This is a genomic window from Dictyobacter vulcani, assembly GCF_008974265.1.
Classification (GTDB): Bacteria; Chloroflexota; Ktedonobacteria; order Ktedonobacterales; family Ktedonobacteraceae; genus Dictyobacter; species Dictyobacter vulcani.
On record NZ_BKZW01000001.1, the window covers coordinates 137,870 to 160,747 of the forward strand.

The 22,878-nt window shown below is 47.2% G+C and carries 20 protein-coding genes, 2 pseudogenes and 1 riboswitch; of the genes and pseudogenes, 9 read left to right on the plus strand and 13 right to left on the minus strand.

Going from position 1 to position 22,878, the window contains the following annotated elements:
• Nucleotide 1: 1 nt before the first annotated feature.
• The 3 genes from KDW_RS34715 to KDW_RS35645 form a co-directional block, all read right to left on the minus strand.
• A complete protein-coding gene (locus KDW_RS34715) occupies nucleotides 2–565 on the minus strand; it encodes an MFS transporter (protein WP_269822460.1) in 564 nt (187 codons plus the stop codon).
• A complete protein-coding gene (locus KDW_RS00590) occupies nucleotides 454–1,311 on the minus strand; it encodes an MFS transporter (protein WP_151754171.1) in 858 nt (285 codons plus the stop codon). Before KDW_RS00590 ends, KDW_RS34715 begins: the two co-directional genes overlap by 112 nt.
• A gap of 123 nt (nucleotides 1,312–1,434) precedes the next feature.
• Nucleotides 1,435–1,680, minus strand: a complete 246-nt coding sequence (locus tag KDW_RS35645; protein ID WP_151754172.1) for a MoaD/ThiS family protein — start codon at nucleotides 1,678–1,680, stop codon at nucleotides 1,435–1,437.
• Nucleotides 1,681–2,001: 321 nt separating this feature from the next.
• On the opposite strand from KDW_RS35645, the gene KDW_RS32515 reads away from it, so the two are divergent.
• Both KDW_RS32515 and map read left to right on the plus strand, forming a co-directional pair.
• Nucleotides 2,002–2,424, plus strand: coding sequence for a hypothetical protein (locus KDW_RS32515; protein ID WP_198925133.1), 423 nt, complete (start codon nucleotides 2,002–2,004; stop codon nucleotides 2,422–2,424).
• Nucleotides 2,379–3,247 (plus strand): annotated as a pseudogene (map, locus tag KDW_RS36385) (type I methionyl aminopeptidase). Before KDW_RS32515 ends, map begins: the two are co-directional and overlap by 46 nt.
• A gap of 124 nt (nucleotides 3,248–3,371) precedes the next feature.
• Here map and KDW_RS00610 read toward each other — a convergent pair.
• The 3 genes and pseudogenes from KDW_RS00610 to KDW_RS35650 form a co-directional block, all read right to left on the minus strand.
• Nucleotides 3,372–3,866, minus strand: a complete 495-nt coding sequence (locus tag KDW_RS00610; RefSeq protein ID WP_151754174.1) for a hypothetical protein — start codon at nucleotides 3,864–3,866, stop codon at nucleotides 3,372–3,374.
• The gene (locus tag KDW_RS00615; protein WP_151754175.1) at nucleotides 3,866–4,756 is read right to left on the minus strand and encodes an ABC transporter ATP-binding protein; all 891 of its coding nucleotides are present in this window, start codon (nucleotides 4,754–4,756) and stop codon (nucleotides 3,866–3,868) included. The genes KDW_RS00610 and KDW_RS00615 overlap by 1 nt, the downstream gene beginning before the upstream one ends.
• A pseudogene (locus KDW_RS35650) lies at nucleotides 4,750–5,926 on the minus strand (FecCD family ABC transporter permease). The gene KDW_RS00615 and the pseudogene KDW_RS35650 overlap by 7 nt, the downstream one beginning before the upstream one ends.
• A 49-nt stretch (nucleotides 5,927–5,975) precedes the next feature.
• A riboswitch (cobalamin riboswitch) is annotated at nucleotides 5,976–6,174 on the minus strand.
• 269 nt (nucleotides 6,175–6,443) lie between these two features.
• On the opposite strand from KDW_RS35650, the gene KDW_RS00625 reads away from it, so the two are divergent.
• Genes KDW_RS00625 through KDW_RS34725 form a run of 3 tightly spaced genes read left to right on the plus strand, consistent with a single transcriptional unit; the run spans nucleotide 6,444 to nucleotide 7,676 of the window.
• Complete coding sequence (locus KDW_RS00625; RefSeq protein ID WP_151754176.1) at nucleotides 6,444–7,079, plus strand: flavin reductase family protein; 636 nt, start codon at nucleotides 6,444–6,446, stop codon at nucleotides 7,077–7,079.
• Nucleotides 7,054–7,407, plus strand: a complete 354-nt coding sequence (locus KDW_RS34720) for a uracil-DNA glycosylase family protein (RefSeq protein WP_162004838.1) — start codon at nucleotides 7,054–7,056, stop codon at nucleotides 7,405–7,407. Before KDW_RS00625 ends, KDW_RS34720 begins: the two co-directional genes overlap by 26 nt.
• A gap of 29 nt (nucleotides 7,408–7,436) precedes the next feature.
• Nucleotides 7,437–7,676, plus strand: coding sequence for a uracil-DNA glycosylase family protein (locus KDW_RS34725; RefSeq protein ID WP_162004839.1), 240 nt, complete (start codon nucleotides 7,437–7,439; stop codon nucleotides 7,674–7,676).
• A gap of 62 nt (nucleotides 7,677–7,738) precedes the next feature.
• Here KDW_RS34725 and KDW_RS00640 read toward each other — a convergent pair whose 3' ends face one another.
• From KDW_RS00640 to recD2, 3 genes are all read right to left on the minus strand, one after another.
• Nucleotides 7,739–8,158, minus strand: a complete 420-nt coding sequence (locus tag KDW_RS00640) for an iron-sulfur cluster assembly scaffold protein (protein ID WP_151754179.1) — start codon at nucleotides 8,156–8,158, stop codon at nucleotides 7,739–7,741.
• A 169-nt stretch (nucleotides 8,159–8,327) separates the two neighbouring features.
• Complete coding sequence (locus tag KDW_RS00645) at nucleotides 8,328–8,816, minus strand: ATP-dependent DNA helicase (protein ID WP_151754180.1); 489 nt, start codon at nucleotides 8,814–8,816, stop codon at nucleotides 8,328–8,330.
• 20 nt (nucleotides 8,817–8,836) lie between these two features.
• Nucleotides 8,837–10,639, minus strand: a complete 1,803-nt coding sequence (gene recD2 / locus KDW_RS00650) for an SF1B family DNA helicase RecD2 (RefSeq protein WP_151754181.1) — start codon at nucleotides 10,637–10,639, stop codon at nucleotides 8,837–8,839.
• A 465-nt stretch (nucleotides 10,640–11,104) separates the two neighbouring features.
• Here recD2 and KDW_RS00655 point away from each other — a divergent pair, with 465 nt between their 5' ends.
• A complete protein-coding gene (locus tag KDW_RS00655; protein WP_151754182.1) occupies nucleotides 11,105–11,512 on the plus strand; it encodes a VOC family protein in 408 nt (135 codons plus the stop codon).
• 139 nt (nucleotides 11,513–11,651) lie between these two features.
• Here KDW_RS00655 and KDW_RS00660 read toward each other — a convergent pair whose 3' ends face one another.
• Nucleotides 11,652–12,104 (minus strand): hypothetical protein, encoded by a 453-nt coding sequence (locus tag KDW_RS00660; RefSeq protein WP_151754183.1) that lies wholly within the window; start codon nucleotides 12,102–12,104, stop codon nucleotides 11,652–11,654.
• A 223-nt stretch (nucleotides 12,105–12,327) separates the two neighbouring features.
• Here KDW_RS00660 and KDW_RS00665 point away from each other — a divergent pair, with 223 nt between their 5' ends.
• The 3 genes from KDW_RS00665 (at nucleotide 12,328) to KDW_RS00675 (ending at nucleotide 18,982) form a co-directional block, all read left to right on the plus strand.
• The gene (locus tag KDW_RS00665; RefSeq protein ID WP_151754184.1) at nucleotides 12,328–16,695 is read left to right on the plus strand and encodes a DUF6788 family protein; all 4,368 of its coding nucleotides are present in this window, start codon (nucleotides 12,328–12,330) and stop codon (nucleotides 16,693–16,695) included.
• Between the two features lie 471 nt (nucleotides 16,696–17,166).
• Nucleotides 17,167–18,117: a GNAT family N-acetyltransferase gene (locus KDW_RS00670; protein ID WP_162004840.1), complete on the plus strand. Its 951-nt coding sequence runs from the start codon at nucleotides 17,167–17,169 to the stop codon at nucleotides 18,115–18,117.
• A 178-nt stretch (nucleotides 18,118–18,295) separates the two neighbouring features.
• A complete protein-coding gene (locus tag KDW_RS00675) occupies nucleotides 18,296–18,982 on the plus strand; it encodes an O-methyltransferase (protein ID WP_151754186.1) in 687 nt (228 codons plus the stop codon).
• A gap of 78 nt (nucleotides 18,983–19,060) precedes the next feature.
• Here the strand turns inward: KDW_RS00675 and KDW_RS00680 are convergent, their stop codons facing one another.
• From KDW_RS00680 to KDW_RS00690, 3 genes are all read right to left on the minus strand, one after another.
• On the minus strand, nucleotides 19,061–20,650 hold the full coding sequence (locus tag KDW_RS00680) for a hypothetical protein (RefSeq protein ID WP_151754187.1): 1,590 nt from the start codon (nucleotides 20,648–20,650) through the stop codon (nucleotides 19,061–19,063).
• Entirely contained in the window at nucleotides 20,647–21,237 is a 591-nt protein-coding gene (locus tag KDW_RS00685; RefSeq protein WP_151754188.1) for an RNA polymerase sigma factor, read from the minus strand. Before KDW_RS00685 ends, KDW_RS00680 begins: the two co-directional genes overlap by 4 nt.
• An 806-nt stretch (nucleotides 21,238–22,043) precedes the next feature.
• Nucleotides 22,044–22,721, minus strand: a complete 678-nt coding sequence (locus tag KDW_RS00690; protein ID WP_151754189.1) for a Chromate resistance protein ChrB — start codon at nucleotides 22,719–22,721, stop codon at nucleotides 22,044–22,046.
• Nucleotides 22,722–22,878: the final 157 nt, after the last annotated feature.

Genomic DNA, 22,878 nt, shown 5'->3' on the forward strand with positions numbered 1-22,878 from the left:
CTTACGAGTTGCCAGTTTTGACCTTAAGCAGGCTGGGAACAAGGACAGCAATAATCAAGGTGGTAAGCATACAGGCCACACCACCACTGATCACCGAAAATTGAGTGCTTGTCAGACCAGCAACCAGACCAGATTCAAATTGTCCCAGCATAGGACCTCCAATGACAAACATCGCTGTAACAGCCCCCATGCGTCCACGGAACTCATCAGGCGTTGTCAATTGCACCAATAGATGGCGAAGTACCATGCTCACCATGTCAGCCGCCCCGGCGCCAGCTAAGAGGAATGCGGATAGCCAGAGGGGTCCGGGAACCAGGCCAAAAATAATGATACAGATACCCCAGACGAAAATCGCCAGCACGACTCCCAGTCCCTGTCGGGTGATACGGCTGATCTTGCCCGTCACTGGAGTCAATGCCACTGCCCCCAGTGAGATTGCACCCAACAAAATGCCTAATCCCTGCGGTCCCACATGTAAAATATCACTGGCATAAACAGGAAGAAGCGCCCTGGGTGAGCCAAACAGAGTGGCAAAGAAGTCCAGTGAGAGTACTGCCAGCAGTATTGGATGCGTACGCAAAAACTGGATACCTTCTCGCATTGCTCCCAGCCCGCTTGTGCTCTCTTCTCCAGAGGAATACGTGGCACTACCATAAAAAGTAATGAACCAATAACGATAAAATAGGATAATACATCGATCCAATAGGTATTAACTACTCCGATTTGAGCAATCGCCAGACCACCAAGCGTAGAACCGGCGATCATCGTTACCTGCATCATAATTGTATTGAGTGAAACTGCATTTGCCATCTGCTCAGGCGGGACCAGCGAAGGAATCATCGATTGGCGCGTGGGAAACTCGAAGGCTGAAACAGTTGCCGAGATCAGAACTGCAGCACAAAAAATAGTAATGTTGATGATATGCGCCGCAGTAGAGACAGCCAGAATCATTGAGGTAAAGGCCAGAATAACTTCAACGATCAACAGGAGCTTGCGCCGATCAAAGCTATCCGCCAATACCCCGCCTACCAGTGAAAAAATCAAGCGGGGTATCGCTTGCAGTAATCCAATAATCCCTAATATCACTACTGAGTGGGTAAGCAGGTAAACCTGCCAGGAGACAGCCACAACTTGCATCTGTGTTCCAGTTGAGGAAAGAAGTTCACCCCAAAAAAAGAGCGCAAAGTTGCGATTGCGCAATACGCTCCACTGGCTGGGAACCTTCGCCGCTACATTGCGATCCTCGGTAGAGACAGAGATAGCAGGAGAGGTTGCTTCAGATGATGAGTCTCTGTTTGATTTGATCCTCATGAAGAATTCCAATTCTAGCAAAAGTAAAAAAGACAGCAGAAATACTTTTCTTAGTATACTATAGCCTTTCTTCGCTGAGATTGGGATATCACTATAACGAGACTCGGGCCAAACAGGGTTAGATTACACATTGAAGGTAGTTGGTAGAACTATTACTTCTTGTCCTGGCATTAAAACTGTCTTGAGTCCATCATTGCCACTAATCAACTGATTGTTGACAAAGATTCTGACATGCTCACGAATGCTTCCATCCTCGGTACACAACTTTTCCCAGACCTGGGGATGCTCTTTATGTAAAGCGTTGAGTAGTTGCTCAACCGTTTCAGCTTCAACCGTAATCTGGCTTTTCCCCCACTGTAGGCGCTTAATGTTGAAGGTAAACGAAGGGTAGCCGTAGCCTTGTCTGTATCACTCATATACACCTCTTTTAGAGAACTCTCATAGGTTTCTTTACGGTATTTATATACAAAAAGAACAAACGTTTATACATGTGTTCCACAACTTGGTGCAAGTATACGGGGAAGTCTTACAGATTGCAAGTGGTCAACCAGGTGAATCCACAGTGAGGGATTTCTAGCAATGCTCGGTCTATATTGTACAGGCAAGCAAGTACATTGTATTGACATGCCACTACAATGTTGTTATACTGAATACAGATGTAAAGACATTGAATTTTTTGAGGTGCTGATCATGACCATTTCCTGCAAATTACGCCTGCTACTGGCCAGAGCAAATGTTGAAAGGGCCAGACTGGGTGAACCTGCTTTAAGCTTACGCCGACTGGCTGATGAGAGCCGTGTTTCTCTGAGTGTGCTTGCGGCACTGCATACAGGCAAAAGCCAGCGCATAGACTATATGACGATTGATCACCTCCTCACTTACTTTAATCGCTATTTCCAGGTCACTACCGATGATCTTCTCAATTGGGAATTTGCGCCTGAGCGTGATCTCCCATTGACATATCCAGATTATCCAAAGAGGGTACCCAGAAGACATCGTATGCATGACCATTTTGATTTTTTAGCAAGAGGATATTATGGCAGTTCTTATAAAATCACGGCAAAGAAATTGATAAATTACGTGAGGCTGGCCGCCTGGTGCCGAGACGTTTGAAGTCTTCGCCACATGTAAAGCCAGGTGTGACGACGGCAGAACTGGATCAGATCGCTGAGGATTATATCCGTAGTCATAATGCGATTCCTATCTATAAAGGCTATGGTGCGCATCCCGGTGGACATGGCCGTCCAGCTATCCCTCCATTTCCTGTACGATCTGTTCATCGTAATGCAGTGTTGTCACGGATCCAGGATAAGAAAGTGTTACAGATGGCGATTATATGCGTAGATATTGGTGTGACACTATGGCTGGTTGGCGATTCCTGTAATGACCTAGCTGTAGTTAGATTGAGATGTATAATCACGGCATTAGTGATAAGAAAGTGTTACAGGATGGCGATATCATTGGCGTCGATATTGGTGTGACACTCAATGGCTGGGTTGGCGATTCCTGTATGACCTATGCTGTAGGTAACATAGATGAAGAATCTCAGCGTCTGATGGATGTAACCCGCAAATGTATGGACCTGGGTATTGCACAGGCCCGCCATGGAAACCGCCTGGGAGATATCGGCGCCGCTATTCAGACATACGCCGAGTCAAATGGCTTCTCAGTTGTTCGCGACCTGGTTGGGCATGGTGTTGGACGCTCGTTGCATGAAGATCCTAATGTTCCTCACTTTGGTCGTGCTGGTACCGGCATGCGTCTGCAAAAAGGCATGGTCTTTACCATTGAGCCTATGATCAACGTCGGCACATATGAAACAGCGACCCTTGCGGATCGTTGGACTATCGTAACCGCTGATCGCAAGCGCTCCGCCCAGTATGAGCACAGCCTGGCTGTCACCGATGGTGAGCCAGAATTGTTGACTGTACTTTAAGTCTCTTTACTAATAAGAAGCAGGCAGGATTATTGTAGGGATAATCCTGCCTGCTTCTTATTAAGTCATTCCAAACAAATAACCATTTTCTAGTCAGGCATATCATAGCGGTCACTTGCAAGGGCTAGATGGCCTGGCTGGAAGCACCTTTGCGAATTTCTTCGAGTGCAGACCCAACAGATTCAACAATAATAGCACCGGTGTGAACCAGTTGCTCGAAATAATATGATCCCTGCCCCCCTGTATAGTCACGCGCAGCAACGCTTTTGAGTAAGTGCTCGGTGGTCGATCCCTCGACTGGTATCTCCTCGCCTGGTGCACAAGTTGTGTTAAAAGGCGCCGTTACCAGCACGACAGAAAGTCCATCGCGGGCCGCCTGAAGTGCTTCTTGTATGAGTACCAGATTGCCAGGTCCAATGGCTGTCGGACACAGCAGGAGCACATCAGCTTGTTGCAAACGTTGGCGCACTTTAAGTAAAGATGTCTCTGAGATTGGAGCATACGGCTGCTCAGTAATTACTTCTTCGGCCAATCTCAAGGCCAACGTATGATCACTATCTCCAATATTTAAGGCCCCAATGCTAAAAGGGATATGCGCATCCGCCAGCGCTCGCATCATCAGTTCACCAGAGCCACCACCTGCGATAAGATGGACTGCTGGCGTTGTATGCTGTTGCTGCCTGGGTATTTCCTCAGTTTGTGTCGGGGGAGAACGCTCAGATGCTCGGCACCACGCAGGATGCCTACCTGAACTTGAATGCCATACACGCGGCTGAGCAGCCCTGGTTCCAATATTTCAGCCGGGCTGCCGTCCGCGACAATGCCACGTTGAAAGAGCAGCAGACGCGGAAAATAACGCGCGGCCAGATTAAGATCATGCATGGCCGCAATAATGGTCATTCCACGCTCGTGGTTGAGTTGCTGTACCAACTCAAGCAACTCAATCTGGTATTTAATATCCAGATGGGAGGTAGGCTCGTCCAATAAAAGAAGACCAGGTTGCTGAGCCAGTGCCATCGCCACTGTGACACGTTGGCGCTCACCGCCACTCAACTCGTTGAAGATACGTTCACTTAACGCACTGACTCCCGCGGCCTGCATAGCGTCTTGAATAATAGTCGTGTCGTGCTCTTGGCGAGATCCAAAAAAAGATGAAGCAAATGGTGTTCGCCCCAGGCTCACCATCTGCTCAACGGTATATGCAAACGGCATGTGTAATTCTTGCGGTACGACAGCAATCCGCTGCGCCGCCTGGCGGCGTCCCCATTGTGTCAGTGTTCGCCCTTGCAGCAAGATCTGACCTTGTCGAGGCTGCAGGACTCCACTTAACAGGCGCAATAAGGTGGTTTTCCCTGAACCATTGGGTCCTAATAGTCCAATCATCTCTCCTGAAGCCACTGTGACTGAGACATCATATAAAAGGTCGTGCCGTTTATAACCAAAAGAGATACCTTGCATTTCTAAGATTGGATCAGGCCTGACTGCTACAAGTTTTTTGTTCTCTACCATTTATATTCTCGCTTACTGCTACGCAATAGAAATAAGAAAAAAGGCGCACCAACCAGAGCGGTAAAGACACCAACAGGAACCACCGTTGGGGCCAGCAGTACGCGAGCAAGCATATCTGCCAGGGTCAAGAAAATCGCTCCCCCAGCGCGGATGCTGGTAGTAATGTACGATGGCGGGGCCCGAGGAGCAGGCGCATAAAGTGCGGTGTCACCAGACCAACAAAACCAACCAGTCCACTAATCGAGACAGCGGCGGCGGTTAATAGCGAGGCCACAATGACAATCAAGAATTTGGTCCATTCAACATGCAAACCTAAATGTGCCGCCGCTTCTTCTCCAGAGCAAAAACATCTAAGCGACCAGCAAGCCTGAAGGAGAGGAGTAATCCCAGCAACACAATACCAGCCACGATACTCAGCGAGGTCCATCCTACAATGGCAATACCACCTGAGAGCCAGTTATACAATCCAAGGATGCGTCCAAAGTCATTCGAAGGCCAGAGATTTAAAATCAGCGTCTGGAAGGCCGTTAAAATAGCGTTGACAACCACACCTGCCAGCAACAACATAATGACTGGCGTCTGACCATCAGAACGTGCCAGTGTATAGACGAAAAGAACGGTCAGCAGAGCCCCGACAAAAGCCAGTACAGGAGTGAGAGGAAACAGGCTTCCATAGACCGTATCAAGGGGCAGTACAAAGGCAATGGTGGCTCCCAGCGCGGCTCCCGATGAGGTCCCCATAAGATAAGGATCAGCCAGCGGATTGCGTAACATACCTTGAAAAAGCGTTCCTGCCACTGCCAGTGCGGCTCCCACCAGGACAGCACCTAAGACTACTGGTAGGCGTACCTGCAAGATAATAACTTCTAACGACGGATCCCAGGTCACAGGAAAATGGAATAGTGTTGTACTATTCAGCAAGATCTGCACAATAGTAATTATCGGTATGGAAACTGAACCAAAACTGACAGAGGTCAATATCACAGCGACCAACCCTATCGCCAGACAGCTTAACACAAATGGAGGCAAAACGCGTCGTGGAGACGACGGTGAGGGCGCGGGTGACGCAGACGTTGGGCGCGTTACCATCTTCATAACTAAATTGCTCACTTTGATTAATAGAGCGAGAAGGAGAGCAATGGCCTGGATGAGCCACCTGGAGGAAAACATTGAGCGGCATGCACACAATGGTCCTGGTTCACTCCTTTGACGCGAAGGAATGTGAGCCTCTCATCGGGCAGGTCTCCTGACTTCCGGAGCATACATTCCCATTCTTCTCGTACTCAATAAGCACTGAACTGGGATCAAGCTATGTCTGAATCACTTCTCCGGTTACAGTAGCGCGACTGTGTCGGATTTTCACCGACTTCCCTATTCTGCCTGGCATACACCAGGCCACCCAATGAAGACACCATCAATTTTTTTATCTTTAGGAAGAGTATATCGATACCAATCTACAAAGTCAAGCAATTACTATGCTCCTAAAATAGAGGAACCTGTACAGAAGGCCAGTTGACAAGTGCCAGATGAAAGGGTGATACTTTTAACAAGAAGAGTAGTCGCCCTGGCACAATAAAACTTTTTTTATACAACGTTTGAGATGCAGGGGAAGGAACCGACCACTGCGTTCGGCGCTGAGCCAATGGAGTTCCTATGTTTTGTATGTTTCCACTTGAAGGACTAATAAATGGCGATTGAAAAAGAACTTTTCAGGCAAGTAATGGGGCGCTTTGCTACCGGTGTTACGGTTGTCACAACAAATAGCAATGGGGTCCTTGCTGGCCTTACTGTAAATTCATTTTGTTCGGTTTCTTTAAATCCACCTCTGGTTCTTATCTGTATTGATAAAAATAGCAATACTCTCCCTCTTTTAAGAGAAAGTAAGATCTTCGCAGTCAATATGTTGACGAAGGCCCAGGAGGAATGGTCACGCGGCTTTGCGACAAATAGCCCGGAACGCTTTGAACATTTCTGTCATGCTCCACATTATACTGTCGCAACTGGCGCTCCTATCATTACGGATGTATTAGCATTTATCGACGCAAGGATCGTGGCAGAATATCCCGGTGGGGATCATGTGATCTTTATTGGTCAGGTTGAAGCGATGGGTACACCTCAACAGACAGCATTTGTAGATAGCGAGGGTCGCACTGAAAATAATATTCCAGCTGTGAACAATAATGGCAAACATACACACCATGAAGAAGATCCGCTGCTCTATTATGGTGGGCAGTATCGACATATAACAAAATTGTTCCATGAGCCGAGCTTAGTTGAAGAATATCACGAGGGAAATCTTGAAGAGCCAGCCCGCGGTAGATAAGATCGAGGCACTGGCTGATCTACAGCAATGTATTCGTCAGTGCCGTCTCTGCCAGGCGCGTGGATATATTCCTGTCGCTCATCCGATCGTAAGTGGGCGCGCAAGCGATCGTATCTTGATAATTGGACAGGCACCCGGCCATCGCTCAGTCACGCAGGATCGGCCATTTAGCGGGCCTGGAGGACGCATCTTACAATCCTGGTTGGAAATCGCCGGCTTTCCTCCTGGCTATCTCCATGACCATACGTATTTGAGTTCTCTGACTCGCTGCGATCCAGGTCGCAATCCACGCGGTGGTGGTGATCGCAAACCCTCCCCCCGGAAATAGCCCTCTGCCGTCCATACCTTCATGCTGAATTGCGCATCTTACAACCAAAGGTCGTCCTGCTGGTTGGCACCATGGCAATCGAAGCATTCTGCGGCAAAATCAAACTTGAGGATTGCATCGGTTCCTATATTGATGCAGATGGCACGCTTTTCTTACCTCTTCCCCATCCTTCAGGAGTCAGTCGCTGGCTCAATGATCCCGCGCATAAAAAATTGCACCAGCGGGCCTTGATGCTTCTAGCCGACTGGCGCAATAGATATAATTTGTAATTGGTGCTGGTAACACCGAAGCTTAGTGGGATGAATGCATCGGCAACCATCGCAACTCACGATCAGTGCTGATGGTGCGAATAGTCCGCTTTATCGGCACGCTGGCGCATATCAAACTCGTGGACGCCCTTTTTCAGTGTACCTAACGCCAGAGTAGCGCAGGTTGGACGTGTCATCACGATTTCGCGACCCAGTTGATCCATCAGATCCTCAAAGGTCACGTTTTCGATTTCCTCGGCACTCATGCCTTGTACCATCTCAGTCACATACGAAGCAGCGGCGCGACTAATGGTGCAACCGGTACCATCCCAGGCAATCTCTTGCACTTTGCCATCCTCACCAAAACGTGCCTGCATGGTAATCACATCGGCGCAACCAGGATTACCACCATTCAGATTGACATCAGGATGCTCAATTTCACCTTGATTGCGTGGATTTTCATAATGATCTAGCAGAAAGTCAATGGCTTCTTGACGATTCATATCTTCTCCTCTTTGGAGGGGTTTAGTATCAGGTCTTCCAAAGTGCACCCCACTCCGTTCACCAATTATAACATTCAATCCAAAATGCTGATATGGCAATGCACAACGTTTTTACATTCTTTTAGTAAAAACACAATCGAGAGGGAACTTTATTCCAATCTGAGTCAGGCTAACCTGATATTTGTATGGGATTGCGACGTAGTTCCAGTAAGCGTTCAGCCAGACCAGTATTACGCAATGCCACGCGATCATTATGGACAGCATATTCCAGAGCGGATGGCTGACCAACGATGACACAGAAGCGTTTGGCACGAGTAATAGCTGTATACAGCAGGTTACGTTGTAGCAACATGCGGTGTTCACGCACCAGTGGTAAAACGACAGCAGGATATTCGCTGCCCTGGCTCTTATGAACAGTCACGGCATAGGCCAGCACCAGTTCGTCCAGTTCATGAAAGTCATACTCGACCAGTAGCGGTCCAGCCTCTTCAGCAAACTCTACTTTGACCACGAGATTTTCGCGATCAATGCGCCGAATAAAGCCAACGTCACCATTAAAGACCCCTTTGTCGTAGTTGTTTCTGGTTTGCATCACTTTATCCCCCACACGAAAGAGTCGATCACCCCACTCAACCTGTGCTGACGCTGAAGGATTCAATTGTTCTTGCAGGCGTTCATTCAGTAGTTTGACGCCAACGGCCCTTTGTACATAGGGGCTAACACCTGGATATCTGAGATAGGATTAAAGTGATATTTCGCCGGTAGCCGTCGCTGCACGAGATCTAAAACCAGTTGCTGAGCCCGGAAAGGATCTTCTTCCTTCATAAAAAAGAAGTCGCTATGGGCTTCAATTTTAGGCGTAGGCACAATACCTTGATTAATCTGGTGGGCGGTCACAACTATGCGGCTTTGCTGAGCCTGACGAAATAGATCAGTCAGGCGGACGGCTGGAATGGCCTGGCTACGTAAAAGGTCGCGCAGAACGTTTCCAGGTCCCACTGATGGCAATTGATCGGCATCACCCACCAGTAAAAGGTGGCTGGTACGCGGCAGAGCCTTGAGCAGATGATAGAAGAGGAGAATATCCACCATTGAGAACTCATCAATGATGACGAATTGAAACGGTAGAGGATTCTCTTCGTTGCGTTGATAACTATTGTCGTGTGGGGCATATTCCAACAGTCGGTGCAGGGTTTTGGCCTGCACACCAGTAGCCTCCGTTAGCCGCTTCGCTGCACGTCCGGTAGGGGCCGCCAGTGCAACGTCGACTTTGCGCGTACGCAACAGCATCAGCAAAGCCCGCAATGAGGTGGATTTACCCGTACCAGGACCTCCTGTAAGAATCGAGACTTTTTGCTGATATCCGACCTGCACTGCTTCTCGCTGCCGCTCGGTCAATTCCATCTTACGTTGCTGACTGAGACGCTCAAAGACGATTTCCCATTGCTTTTGTGAGGTAGGTGGCAGACAACTGGGCGCGTTGCGTAGTATACGCAATAAGCGCATTGAACCATTTTCGGCATACCAGAAAGGTCCAAAATAGATGCGCGACTCCAGTGCACTGGACGACTCTAACGTATCAGCGTCATCTTCACCTATCTCCTCTGAGGTAGTTCCTGGTTTTTTTTCGCTTGCCATTGGTTCCAATGATGAAGTTGGTGGCTCAATAAACACATCTTGCTCCGAATGCAATTGTTCCATTGCACCCTGGAGAGTCTCAGAAGGTACTTCGAGAATATGTGCAGCACGGCGAATGAGATCGCTCTCCAGGAGAAAACAGTGGCCATCTTCGTTGGCTGCCTGTGTCAAAACATACTTCAAGCCCGTCGCGAGCCGCGCCAGACTATCCTGTGGCAAACCTAACTTTACAGCAATATCGTCTGCTGTGCGGAAGCCAATCCCACTGACGTGATCTGCCAGTTGATAGGGATTCTCGCGCACCACACGAATCGACTCACGGCCATATTCTTTGTAGATCCGCGTGGCTACGCTCATCGAGACTTCATGCGACTGCAAAAATAAATGGAGTTCTTTGACATCTTCCTGCTCCAGCCAGGCTTTCTCAATGCGCTCACAATCCTTGCTGCTAATCCCTTTGACCTGCGTCAACAGCTCTGGTTGCTGCTCAATAATGGCCAGCGTCTGTTCACCAAAATGATCGACAATCGCCTGTGCCTTCTTAGGCCCAATCCCTTTGATAAAGCCTGAACTGAGGTAACGCACCATACCTTCAGTAGAAGCGGGCAGGCGTTGCACAAAACTCGTAACTTTCAGTTGACGACCATACCGTGGATCGCTCTCCCATTCCCCTTCCAGGGACAACAATTCGCCAGGGTGAATACCAGGTAACACGCCTACGATTGTTGTTAAATCATCGCGAAAAAGGCGTCCGCGATCATTTAAACGAAAACGGGCTACAGTATACTGATTTTCTTCATTGTGGAAAACGATATTTTCAACTGAACCTTCAAGTTTTGGCATAGATCAAATTTCTTTTTCTTTCTAACAGCAAGAAAATACATAGCTATCCAATTGCATTCCCAGATCCAGGCAGCCCTTGCCTTTTCTCGCGGCAGCCATACACAGCAATTGCTTATTCTTTTTTGGGCAATCGAAGTGGCAAAGAACTTCAGGAGTAAATGATTACTCTAGTGTACCACCAACTTGAGCATCTATCTACGCGATACCGATCATTACAAAGAGATTTTCCTGTGTCTTTCCCTATGAAAACTATACCACCTGCTGGTGCCTTCTTACTACCAGCAAAGTGGCGATATAGTCAGGTACTACTGCCGAATTTCGAATTTAGGATCGATTGTTACCTCTACTCCTGCTATACTGCCAGAGATGTGATCAATCAGGACTTCCCAATCCTGAAAATTTACCATCAATCGAAAAATCGTAGTCAAAGCGACTCTTACTTCAACAAAAATAAAGGAGCAAAAAATGAAACTTATCTGTGTTCGTCTGCTGGTCAGCGATTTTGCCGCCTCACTTAAATTCTGGCGAGATGTTGTTGAATTACCAGTGAGCTATAGCGATGAGAGCATGGGCTATGCACACTTCAAACTGGGAGAGACAGGGATTGAACTCATGAGCCGGGATGAGTTTGTGAACTCTATTGGTGAAGTCCCTGCCACAAACTCACCTGCCGAGCGTCAGGTCGTACTCAATGTCCAGGTCGATGATGTGGACGCGACTTATGCCCGACTGGTTGAGCGCGGCGCGACTTCCGTGTTTGCGCCTCAAGACCGTCCGGCCTGGGGAGCCCGCACGGCCCACCTGAGTGATCCTGATGGACACCTGTTAGAAATTTATACGTCATTGAGCGAGAACAATATACCGACGGCGTAGCCATACATTCAATTACATTGATTATGCTCCCCCACGAGATAGGTGGATAGTGTCCAAACAGTCTAAAGATAATTATTTGGGAGCTGTATCTGGAACAGCTCCCAATATGGCTTAAAAATCAGCAAACGGCATCATTGTATCAAAATTGCCAGCCCCGGCAGTTCTTTACAAAACCAAACTTTGCTGCATAGTCAATTGCAGCATAAATCATTTGCTGCGCCAACTCAAGTGAACATGGTTGCATCTCCATACGCGATTGGAAACGCTCCATTTCTCTCTCATAATCCCGCTGTGAATAATCTGTACGTACAAACGTATTCTTCAGGCCCAGACACAACTTATCCACCAGGTATGAACCAAAACAAATTCTTCGATCCAACTGGGTGCGGGCAATAATAATCTGCACCAGACCAGGAGCATCTTGTTGCCAGCTCTGGCTAATCCAACATTCCAATAAGGGTAACGAGCGTGCCTCGCGTAGCATGCCTTCTTTCGAAAAGGTCAGGTTGGCTTTTGCTGACACTTTGTGCTGGGCAGCTTTTTTGCGCTTTTTCATCACAGCTTTTTGCTGCTTTTTTGGATCCTGCGGCATATATTTCCTCCCACTTATCTGAATGGATTCTAAGTTTGATTATAATCAAACTTCAAACAAGAAACAAATCAGAAATACTGAAATGCTTTAAGCAGATAGGCTATACTATTGTCGGGCTCATATAAACTAGGTTATAATAGATCTGATGTCACACATATATCATTTCAGCTATAGCAGGTATTTAGTCAGTTAAATGTGTCTCACAGGCAGATAGGCAAATAAAATGACAGGAAAAGTTACCTATCGCCAACAATTCACTCGTTGCGGCAAAGAGCGCTGCCGTAAATGCAAGGAAGGCTCCGGACATGGACCATACTGGTACGCATACTGGAGTGAAAATGGGCGTACTGTCAGCAAGTATATCGGGGCGACGTTACCAGATGCGGTGAAACTTGAGCAGGCTTCAGCTAATATGGCTACCTCTATTTCTTCGTTGTCTTCTCCAACCGCGACACCCGCGCTACGTGTCTATGTGTTGGGCCAGTTTCGTATTGATCGTAAAAATGAAAACGAAGAATGGCAGACCATCGATGGACGTCTCTGGCACCGCCGTCGCGCCCGTTCCCTACTGGGTTGCTTACTTAGCAGTCCAAACCGCCGCCTGAGTCGCGAACAGGTAATGGATCAACTCTGGCCTGATCTCGAGATCGGGATCGCTGCAAATCGGCTCAATGGCGCTGTACACGAACTTCGACAGATGCTTGAGCCTGACTTAACGCGTCCAGCAGATTCACGCCTGCTTCGTCTGGAACGAGATGTCCTGGGACTGGCCGGTCATCAGGATATCTGGGTGGATGCTGAAGCTTTCGAGAACTTGATCAAAGAAGCAGATACATCTACCGATCCAGTGCGCATCCGACAACTACAAGAAGAGGCGGCAGAACTTTATCGTGGTAGTTATTTATTAGAGGAACTGTATTCAGAATGGGCTGCCCAACGTCGAGATGCGTTGCATCGTGGCTGGGTGGGCCTTTTGCTTAATTTAGCGCAGACCCAGGCCGAACATGAGGAATACGTCAGTGCGATTGAAACTCTGGATCGGCTACGCACGGCAGATCCTACGAATGAAACAGCACTTCAACATTTGATGATGCTTTTGACACAACGAGATCGCCGTGGGGAAGCACTCCAAATCTATCGCCAGCATGAAACGTTATTACAACGAGATTATGAAGGCGAACCTCTACCAGAAACAACAGAGCTTTATGAAAAATTGCGCAAAGGCCATGTGCCTACACACTACACGCAAAAAATAGAGCCAGTCGCGCCTGTCCCGGAACCTCAAGCCGCGCCATCATCACCAGATGTATCTTTTACACGTCCAACATTTCAACTGGGTCGTCACTATCAAAATCCCTTGATCGGACGTGAACGCGAGTTCCATACGATCCGTCAGGTTATGGATTCTGTTCAGAAACAAACGGCAACAGCCACCACTCAACCATCAACCGAACAACATTATCCAATCACTGCAACCAGTTTACGTACACGACATCCCCACTTTATTTTATTGCGTGGTGAACCAGGCATCGGCAAAACGCGCCTGGCGGAAGAAATCAGTCTGGAAGCATATAAAGACGGTTGGACTGTGGCCTGGAGTCGCTCTTATGAGCAGGAAAGCTCGATTCCTTATCACCCCTGGACCGATCTGTTACGTACTCTTTTTAAAAGCACATCGGCATTTGCGGATCTTGTAAAACGTAGAAATGAGACGCCAACTGATACTATTATTCGCGAATGGGCAACATCGCCCCTCAAATTAGAACGTTTGAGTGCCCTGTTGCCCGACCTGGAAATCTTCCGCCAATCCAATAGCGCGAACATGTCTGCAGTTCCTATCTCACATGAACAAGAACGGCTAAACCTCTGGGAAGCCGCTCTGGGATTAATCAGTGGATTCAGCAAACAACATCCACTTCTCCTGGTCCTGGATGATCTACACTGGGCTGATGATAGCAGTATTGATTTACTCACATACTTGATTCATCATCTTCAGGATCAACCAGTACTCTTAATCGGGACCTGCCGCGATGCAGAACTTACCCCGCAACATAAACTACGTTCATTGATCGCTGATCTCCAACGTGAAAAAGCAGTGGTGGTTGTTCCGGTACTTCCACTTACGTCTACTCAAATTGCTACTCTTGTGGCACATGTGCCACAGGATTTAGTCGAAAGTATTCAAAATCAAGCGGCTGGTAATCCATTTTTTGCGGAAGAATTAGCGCGTTATGTCGATACGACCAATAAGGATACTGACCAGGACCTCCTCTTGAATCCATTGCCTGACTATAAATTGGCGAACTCAAATGGTCCGGCTTATCGTGCACACACCTCAACCATAAAAACTTCAAATCAACCTGACAATGAACTCAATCGCCCGACTGTCTCATTACCTGAAGCAATCGCTGCTGTATTGGAGCGTCGACTAGACCGACTCAGTCCCGGATGTCGACAATTGCTGGGTAAGGCAACAGTTATTGGTGGATCGTTTGAACTGCTCCAGTTGCTACCTATGGCAAATGATGCGGATGAAGATACAGTCCTGGATTTGCTTGACGAAGCGCTGAACGCTGGTCTATTGATTGAAGAAGGCACCGGCGCACATATCACTTACCATTTCTGGCATCCATTAATTATCAGCCATCTTTATAGTCGCCTCTCAGCTGCACGTAGGGCTCAGCTACATCGACGAGCGGCCGAGGCAATCAAAAACACCTCAGGTACTCAACCTGAGAAAGTAGCTGCCACGATCGTCTACCATCTAAGCAAAGGTGGTGGCGATCCAGAAACCTTAGCCTATTATTCTGAGTTTGCTGGTAATCAAGCCTATTCCTTAGCAGCTTATACTGAAGCACAGCAATACTATAGCCTGGTCTTTCAAGCGCTAAGCGGCAATGACTTTACCATGGCAGCTCATATTGATATTCATGCATATATCCAGCAAATCATTCATAAGGATATTGAGCAACTCCGCTTTGATGAGCCCCTCCATCTCTGCCGTATCCTGGAACGTATTGCTGAATGTAGTATTGTCCTTGGCAATTTTGTTGAAGGACGTCAGGTGTATGAATATATACTCCTTTTACGTACCAGCACTCGTTTCCAAAGCTATTTGACCAGAGATCTGTCTGAAAGCGATCCCCGTCACCCGGAACTACAACAACAAGAGGCACAAATCCAGGCCATGCTCTGGCGTGAAATTGGCAATACCTGGACCTTTATGAGCGAGTATGAAACTGCCTATAGTTGTTATGAGCGCGGAAAAACAACCATGCTCGAGGCTGGTATTACTGATGGTGCGGCCTGGGCCTGCCTCCATCTACAGTATGGCGCACTCTTACGTTTAGAAGGTGATTATACTCAAGCCCGGCGATATCTTCAGGAAGCGTTAACAATGCTAGAAAGTATTGTTCATGCGCCGGAACATACAAGAGATCTCTCGCTCACCCGCATCGAACGAGCCCTCACAGGCGATCCGCTTGAGGTTGGCTATGCCCATGAACGCCTGGGAATCGTGGCCGCGAGCCTGGGCGAAGTGAACAGTGCGATGGATCATCTCCATACTGCATTGAGTATCTATGAGCGTAGTGAGTTGATCTCAGAAATGGCGCGTGTGTGCGGAAATCTGGGTGCAGTCAACATCGTCAAAGGCTCACATGATGAAGGTCGCATGTATATGCGTCGCGCACTAGCATTGGCTGAACGCGGTGGTGATCTCCCAAATATGACGTTTGTCACACATAATCTGGGCGACGTCGCTCAGCGCTCAGGTGCATTACAGGAGGCTGAAGCCTGGTATAAACAAAGTCTGGAACTGGCTGAACGGATCAATGATCGAGAACATATCAGTTGGTGTTGTAACTCCCTGGCATCCGTACATACAGATCTGGGCAATTTACAAGCAGCCACCAACGACATACAATACGCCCTTGTCACCAGCCGGGCTATCAGAAGTACGCGCTGTATACGCTTTGCCCTGGTTGGGCTTGCTGATCTGAGAATCACACAAGCCCTTGCTATGCGGCAGTTGCCAGAAAACCAGGAGAATGCGAAACGTCGCACACAACTATTGGCCCGTGCTAAAACTACCTTACAAAAATCCATCGCTTACGAGGGGATGGAAATTGAAACTATTATCGATGCCAAGCATTCACTGGCCCTGGTGCATTTTTTACAGGGGGATCTGGATACCGCTCAGGAGATTGCGCAACAGACACTCAAGGATGCCCAGGATTATGAGACGACACGTATTATCGAACGGGCTTATCGGCTGCTAGGTCGTATCTTCCACGCTCGTGGATGGTTGGGGCTGGCACTCACCTACTTTGAGGAAGCACGCCAGATTTGTCAACAGCATGATCTACGACTCGACTATGCACGCACACTTGCTTGCTATGGTTCCCTCCTGTTACAGCAATATCGCCAGGCACATCCATTCCCTCAAGATACACAAAGTCATATCTATCAACAGGGAATGGACTATATCAGCGAAAGTCGTCAAATCTTTCAGGAATGTCATGCAGCGATTGATTTAGATGCAGTTGAACAGTCATTGAAAAAAGAGACAACTATCAAAGCCAGGCGTTGACCTGAAGTACTAGTTCATGTTAAGCTTAACATGGATCTTTTCCTGAAGAATCTTTTTCTTGAAATACTCATCTACTTAACTGAAAGGGGCTAGTGATAGACTATGGCAAAGGCGAAAGATAAACATCTGTTCGCTCGCTGTGGTTGCCGGCTATGCATTTTTGCACCCGAGCGACTCATCATCGCCCATAGCCTCACTATGCCCTTTTTCAGGTTGCAACGTCATGCATTACAGTACATGATACATACAACCTGAAACGTGAATTCCTCGCATAGTTCGTTGACCGGTCAGGCCATGGGCACATCTCCTGCGTGTTCACATTGAGCCTGTTGCTGCCTGTCACTCCTCGTCTGTCATCAATAATGCTCGGGCTGAATACACAGAGTTGTGCCTGCTTTTTTATGCAAGACAGGTATACGGGATTCCCCCATGGGATCCTACCTATTGATGACAGAAATGGAGCATTTCGAGATGACAACAATTACGCTACCAGCAGGTTTACTCGCTCGCGAGGTCCATCTTGAGGACGCAAGCGCAATTACTGACCTTAATAAGCAAGCAGACATAGCTGAAACAGGTCAGAGTGATACTACCATTGAGGATGTCTATGAGCTCTGGGACAATGAACAGTTGGATTTGGCCCGGGACGCATGTGCCATTACAAATGCCGGCGGAGATCTTATCGGCTATACCGGTGTTGCTGTTACTCTCCGAGGCGTTATGTTAGATGTCCATACAAATGTGCATCCTACCTATCAGCATTTGCCCATTGCCCGGTATCTGCTGCAGTTCGCTGATGAACGCACGCGGGCTTTACTGGAATCCAATCCAGAAACTCCACGCCGCCTCTACACCTGGGGGTTTACTCCCACAAAAACAGCTCTACTAGTTGGGCATGGCTTCACAATTGAGGAGAGTGACTATCGGATGGAAATCAAATTGGATAAAGAGCCAGAACCAAGCCAGGTCTTACCCGGTATTACCATTCGCCCGTTTGTACAGGGACAGGAGGAGCAAGCCGTCTATGCAGTGATTGCTGAAGCCTTTCCTGATATCGATGGCAAACCGTATCGACCTTATGATGATTGGTATCAAAATGTGTTTGTGAAAAGCACAAGCTTTGATCCAACCATGCTTTATGTTGCGGTAGCAGAGAATCAGATCATTGGTACAACATTGTGTCGTGTCTATCCAGAGAATGCCGAGGGCTTCATCTGGCAGGTTGCTATTCGCCGCTCCTGGCGCAAGCAAGGCATTGCTCAGCAGTTAATGCGCACAGTATTCGCTGCCTCGTATCAACGAGGAATGCAGCGTCTTCTGCTGGATGTGAATGCTACAAATGCTACAGGTGCCCATCAACTCTACGCCAGTGTTGGCATGCACAAACATTCTCAGTTTGATAGTCTGGTAAAAGTTTTCTAGCCAGTCCTATACAAGTGAAAGGGATACATGCCGCTTATGCTGCGCATGTATCCCTTTCAGCATTCAAAGAAAAATGTTGTATGATAAAAAGGAGCGCCGATGCTTCAATGAGGAACATGCATCACTAAAGCACTTTGATTAAATTGCTTGTATAGCTGAAAGAAGGGCAACTCATTTTATGTCAGAAGCTACGTCCGAACAACAAGCGGAACAGCGCCATCAGATAGAGTCTACCATTTCACGCCTCTTTGCTCCTGAAGACGCAGGTTTACAGGGCGCTTTACAGGCGGCCAGAGATGCTGGCCTCCCAGAAATACAGATCAATCCGATCCAGGGCAAGCTATTACAGGTGCTTGCCACGGCCTGTCAGGCCCGCAAGATTTTAGAGATTGGTTCACTCGCTGGTTATAGTGGCATCTGGTTAGCACGTGCCTTGCCCACCGACGGTCACTTGATTACACTAGAAATCAATCCCGAGCATGCTGAAGTGGTACGCGCATCATTTGCCAATGCCGGCGTAGGTGACCGAACCGAGGTGCGTGTAGGCGCGGCCCTGGATCTTTTACCTACCCTTACCACTGAAGGACCCTTTGATCTTATTTTTATCGATGCGGATAAAGCGTCGTATCCCCAGTATTTAGACTGGGCGATTAAACTCAGTCGCGCAGGGAGCATCATTATCGCTGATAACTGTGTGCGCGATGGCGTAGCGTTTCAACAAACAGCTACTATGGATGCCGATACTATTGGTCTGGTGCAATATAATCAGTTAACCCGAGAAGATCCACGTTTAACCACCATCGTGTTAGCCAACGACAATGACTATACTGATGGTTTAAACATAGCAGTCGTTAAAGCTCATTAAGCGCTGTCAGTTCCTCCATCAAAAATACATGTCATTCCTTGATGGAGGAACTCCTCTGATAACTTTGAAACGCTGAACTCAGTTAACGCTGAATTTATCCCACCCGATCAACTGCACTGGTTTTTTACCAGCAGGATTTTCTAACTCAGTCCGTGTGTTGGTATCCAGATCAATCGACCAGAGTTGGTATTCGTGAGCATTATTAGCTCCACCGACCAACAGGGTATGTCCGGTGGGCGAAAGTGCCAGGCTGTTATCACAAATAGCTCCTCGTGTTGTTCCACCATCACAAAGCGCCTGCACTTTACCATTCGCAATATTGCTAAAAAGCACCTGCGTCGAAGAGGTCTTCCTAATATCAAAGCCGCCAGTCATTTGATTCCAGCTTACATACATAATGGTCCAGACATTTGGTGCATCTTTTGTGTAGCCAATGGGAATACCATTCGACTGCATCGGTAGATCGCTGCTAGCCGCAGTATCACTCTGGTGCTTGTATATGTCGGGGTGGGTCGCGTTCTTTTTGACATAATAAATGTCTTCAGAGATTGGATCCATCCAAAACACTCTGGAAGCAGCCTCAAACACCACTTGCTGCTCAATACTTTGACTGTCATCCACATTGATCCGGCAAAGGGTATAGCCACGCACATAATATAAGAAATGATTGCGATAAAAAGCCAGTTGATCCGCATATATTGACTGCGGCAACCTGATTGGTGGAATATTGTGCTGACTGGTGTTGATTTTCCAGAGCGCTCCATTGTCGGTACTCAAAAAAACTGCCTGATCATCGGTCGACCAGACCGCGTTTAAGCCACGACCGGTAAAATAATATTGCTCGCCAGAAAGGAAATTATAGGCTGTTTGCTGTAATTCTTTATCATAAGTATGATAGATTAAATTACTCCCCTCATGAGAGACACCATCGACAACCGTGGTATTTGAGGAAGTAAAAAGTGTGAACGATCTTTTCTGGATAGGGTCATAGTTTTCTACAACCAGGTTCTTACCGTCTCCTGAAGGATGGGTCATTACAACAGCAGACCAACCAGGCGTTTTGAGCAATTTTATTAACCGATGCTTGTTCTTCTTTATGGCTGCATTCTTGCCACCTGCTATCTGACCGGCAGAGGAATTTTGTGAGACAGGTGAATAAACACCAGAATGTGAAAAAATGTAGAGTGAACCAATAACCACAACAGCTGCTACTGTCAGGATTAAGAAAAAGCTTGTATTCCATCGAGAACGTGCAAGACTATTTATTTTTAGCGAGCTCAATACTGGTGTATCTGCATACACAGGCATATCATATGCTTCAGAAAGGGTTGGATGTGGTTCATCCTGTAAGGCGATCAGAATAGAGGCAGTCGTCGAGGGTACTACAGTCTCACCTTCAGTCAGAAAGTCTTGTAAGCCATAACGTTGCCGATCACGTAACCTACGGGCGTTCGTAACCGCCATCCGACATGTCTCACAGAAGAGCAAATGCTCATGCAACTGCTTAACCCGTGATCGGTTCCACAAAGCATCCACGGCACCAGAACGGCCTGGAAAAGACAGCGCCGCTAAGCTATCGATCTCATCGATGCTTTGAACACAACGAGCACTAAAAGAACATGGCGGGAGATTAGAATTATGTGGGTCAGGATACCTATCCTTCATCATCTTCCTTCCTGATCGAGACGGTTATAAATGCGTTGAAACGCCTGCCGCGCACGCGATAGTCGGCTACGTACAGCCGATAGCGAGTCTTGTAATGTTTCAGCAATCTCATTGTATGAATATCCTTCGGCATCTAATAACAAACACATAGCCGAGGATTCTGGTAACTGTGCCAGGGTACGGCGAACCAATTCCCGTTGCATCACCTGTTCTTCGAAATGCTCATCACTAACGAGGTAATCCTCGCCTTGTTGATCTTCAAAGATATGCTCATCATTTCCCGGTGGCGTTGCAAAAGGAACTATTTTGATATGTTTATGGCGTCTCCATTCACTACGAACCAGATTAAGTGCAATGCGATATAGCCAGGGAGCAAAGCGCAAATCTTTGTCTTGCATGCGTGGCAAAGCACGATAGGCAGCCAGAAAAGTATCCTGGCAAAGATCTTGCGTGAGTTGGACATCCTGAGTCATACCGTAAAGCATTCGTCTGATGCGCGGCTCATAAAGTTTTACGAGAGACTCAAAAGCATCAAGCGAGCCGTGACAGGCATCCTCTACAAGTTGAGTCTCATTTTCCACTACATTCATTTGGTTCTGGTATCCAATGAGAGTTCCTGAATCAGTTCTCTACAAAGAGTAATACAAAACATGCGGTTTTTGTCTCGCTCAGAAAGATTTTTTTATTTGTATGACATTTTCTTTTAGTATGCGGTGTAGGTCACCATAAAACTATGAACTATTTCACATTTTGCTCTTGAATTAATAGTTTCTTGTTTTTTATCATCCCATTCTGGACATAATTCTATACCTGCTATATCCATCTTATCAGCCACAACTCATAAAATTTCACACAAAATGGGTCGACCCAGACATACCTCGCTCTTAATATAATCGCTGCTTTCACGAAAGTGTGACAGAAAAAGGTTTTTGGGCTATCCAACTGATAATCTGGTACTTTGATACAGGATCCAAAACAAAAAATGCCCACCAGAGACATCTAAATAGTCTCTGGTGGGCCGATCTTGCTCAGCTAGCGACCAGAAATGAGGTGGAGGACAAGAGCAAATCCAGCACCAGTCAGTAGAGTAATCAACATATACAGACGATAACGCAAATATCTTACTCGCTCATCAATAGCTATAGATTTTGCACCACTTGATCGTCGATTTTGATTTGGTCTTTGCATTGTCCTTCCCCCTGATGTCCTAAAAGTAGGAGGGTGACCTACTTAAACTACATTATAATTTACATTATATACGTGTCAGTGAAAGGTTTCGTTGTAGTTAGTTTGAGTGTACACGATAAGGTCCTAAAATGCTATGGTATAGGACATAAATTTCTGGCAAATAGTAATATCGCGTTCACAATGGCTTATTATTAGTTACAGATATTTTTTAGTTCTGTGCACTGCGGGTTGAGATAGGTTCATCGCTAGCTAGTTCTGATTGGCCAGAGCAGGGAGAAATTTCTTTCTCAGTTGTAGTTGGTAGATAGATCCATTCATAATTCATTTCAAGCAACCGGCGAGCCTTAGTAAATTCGCGCACTTGCAAGACACGGAAAACTTGCTCACAGACAGCAATGGCTTCAGCAGCAGACGCTCGTGCAATGGCGGTATATGCTCCAAGTACATCATGGCGCTTGGCGGCCCGGAAGGAAAGATGAACCTTTTCAAGGATCTCTGAACATTCTGCCTGGAGTTGCTCATTCCATTCTTGTTTCTCAACTAATGTAACTGCACGATTGAGGAAACGAGCGCAAACGTTCACCGCTTTATTGTAATCAGCGTTGCGACAATCTAACAACGCATGCAGAATACGTTGTTCATCGGCTACATCTAGTGCCACGACCGAGAAAATACTGGCTTCGCCACCCATCTCTTGAATATCATTGGCCAGTTGGCGGAAAATCTTTTCAACCTCATCAGAATACGGCAACAGGTACACTGAGTTTTGCAGGGCATAGGCACCCAGATTCTGTAGCCGTCGCCAGACCCACACGCGTTTCTGTGAAGGCTCACTGGGTACTTTATAGGTTAGCTGTAACCAACGCATGACTCCATGCTCTTGCATGTGTGCACTCCCACTAGAAAAAGAGATTTGGTTGTATCTATAGTTACTAATCGCTGCTATCGTACTCCAAAAAAAGCTCCTACGTCAAGTATAAGCGTCTGCTTATGCACTCAATACCGTGAGAATAATGTTATACTTAGAATTGCCGGGGAAGAGG

Bases quoted from the DNA above. Each gene is read 5' to 3' on its own strand.
- KDW_RS00590 (WP_151754171.1), bottom strand. From the start codon at position 1,311: ATGAGGATCAAATCAAACAGAGACTCATCATCTGAAGCAACCTCTCCT.
- KDW_RS32515 (WP_198925133.1), top strand. From the start codon at position 2,002: ATGACCATTTCCTGCAAATTACGCCTGCTACTGGCCAGAGCAAATGTT.
- KDW_RS00610 (WP_151754174.1), bottom strand. From the start codon at position 3,866: ATGATGCGAGCGCTGGCGGATGCGCATATCCCTTTTAGCATTGGGGCC.
- KDW_RS00615 (WP_151754175.1), bottom strand. From the start codon at position 4,756: ATGGTAGAGAACAAAAAACTTGTAGCAGTCAGGCCTGATCCAATCTTA.
- KDW_RS00625 (WP_151754176.1), top strand. From the start codon at position 6,444: ATGGCGATTGAAAAAGAACTTTTCAGGCAAGTAATGGGGCGCTTTGCT.
- KDW_RS00640 (WP_151754179.1), bottom strand. From the start codon at position 8,158: ATGAATCGTCAAGAAGCCATTGACTTTCTGCTAGATCATTATGAAAAT.
- recD2 (WP_151754181.1), bottom strand. From the start codon at position 10,639: ATGCCAAAACTTGAAGGTTCAGTTGAAAATATCGTTTTCCACAATGAA.
- KDW_RS00655 (WP_151754182.1), top strand. From the start codon at position 11,105: ATGAAACTTATCTGTGTTCGTCTGCTGGTCAGCGATTTTGCCGCCTCA.
- KDW_RS00660 (WP_151754183.1), bottom strand. From the start codon at position 12,104: ATGCCGCAGGATCCAAAAAAGCAGCAAAAAGCTGTGATGAAAAAGCGC.
- KDW_RS00665 (WP_151754184.1), top strand. From the start codon at position 12,328: ATGACAGGAAAAGTTACCTATCGCCAACAATTCACTCGTTGCGGCAAA.
- KDW_RS00670 (WP_162004840.1), top strand. From the start codon at position 17,167: ATGACAACAATTACGCTACCAGCAGGTTTACTCGCTCGCGAGGTCCAT.
- KDW_RS00675 (WP_151754186.1), top strand. From the start codon at position 18,296: ATGTCAGAAGCTACGTCCGAACAACAAGCGGAACAGCGCCATCAGATA.
- KDW_RS00680 (WP_151754187.1), bottom strand. From the start codon at position 20,650: ATGATGAAGGATAGGTATCCTGACCCACATAATTCTAATCTCCCGCCA.
- KDW_RS00685 (WP_151754188.1), bottom strand. From the start codon at position 21,237: ATGAATGTAGTGGAAAATGAGACTCAACTTGTAGAGGATGCCTGTCAC.
- KDW_RS00690 (WP_151754189.1), bottom strand. From the start codon at position 22,721: ATGCAAGAGCATGGAGTCATGCGTTGGTTACAGCTAACCTATAAAGTA.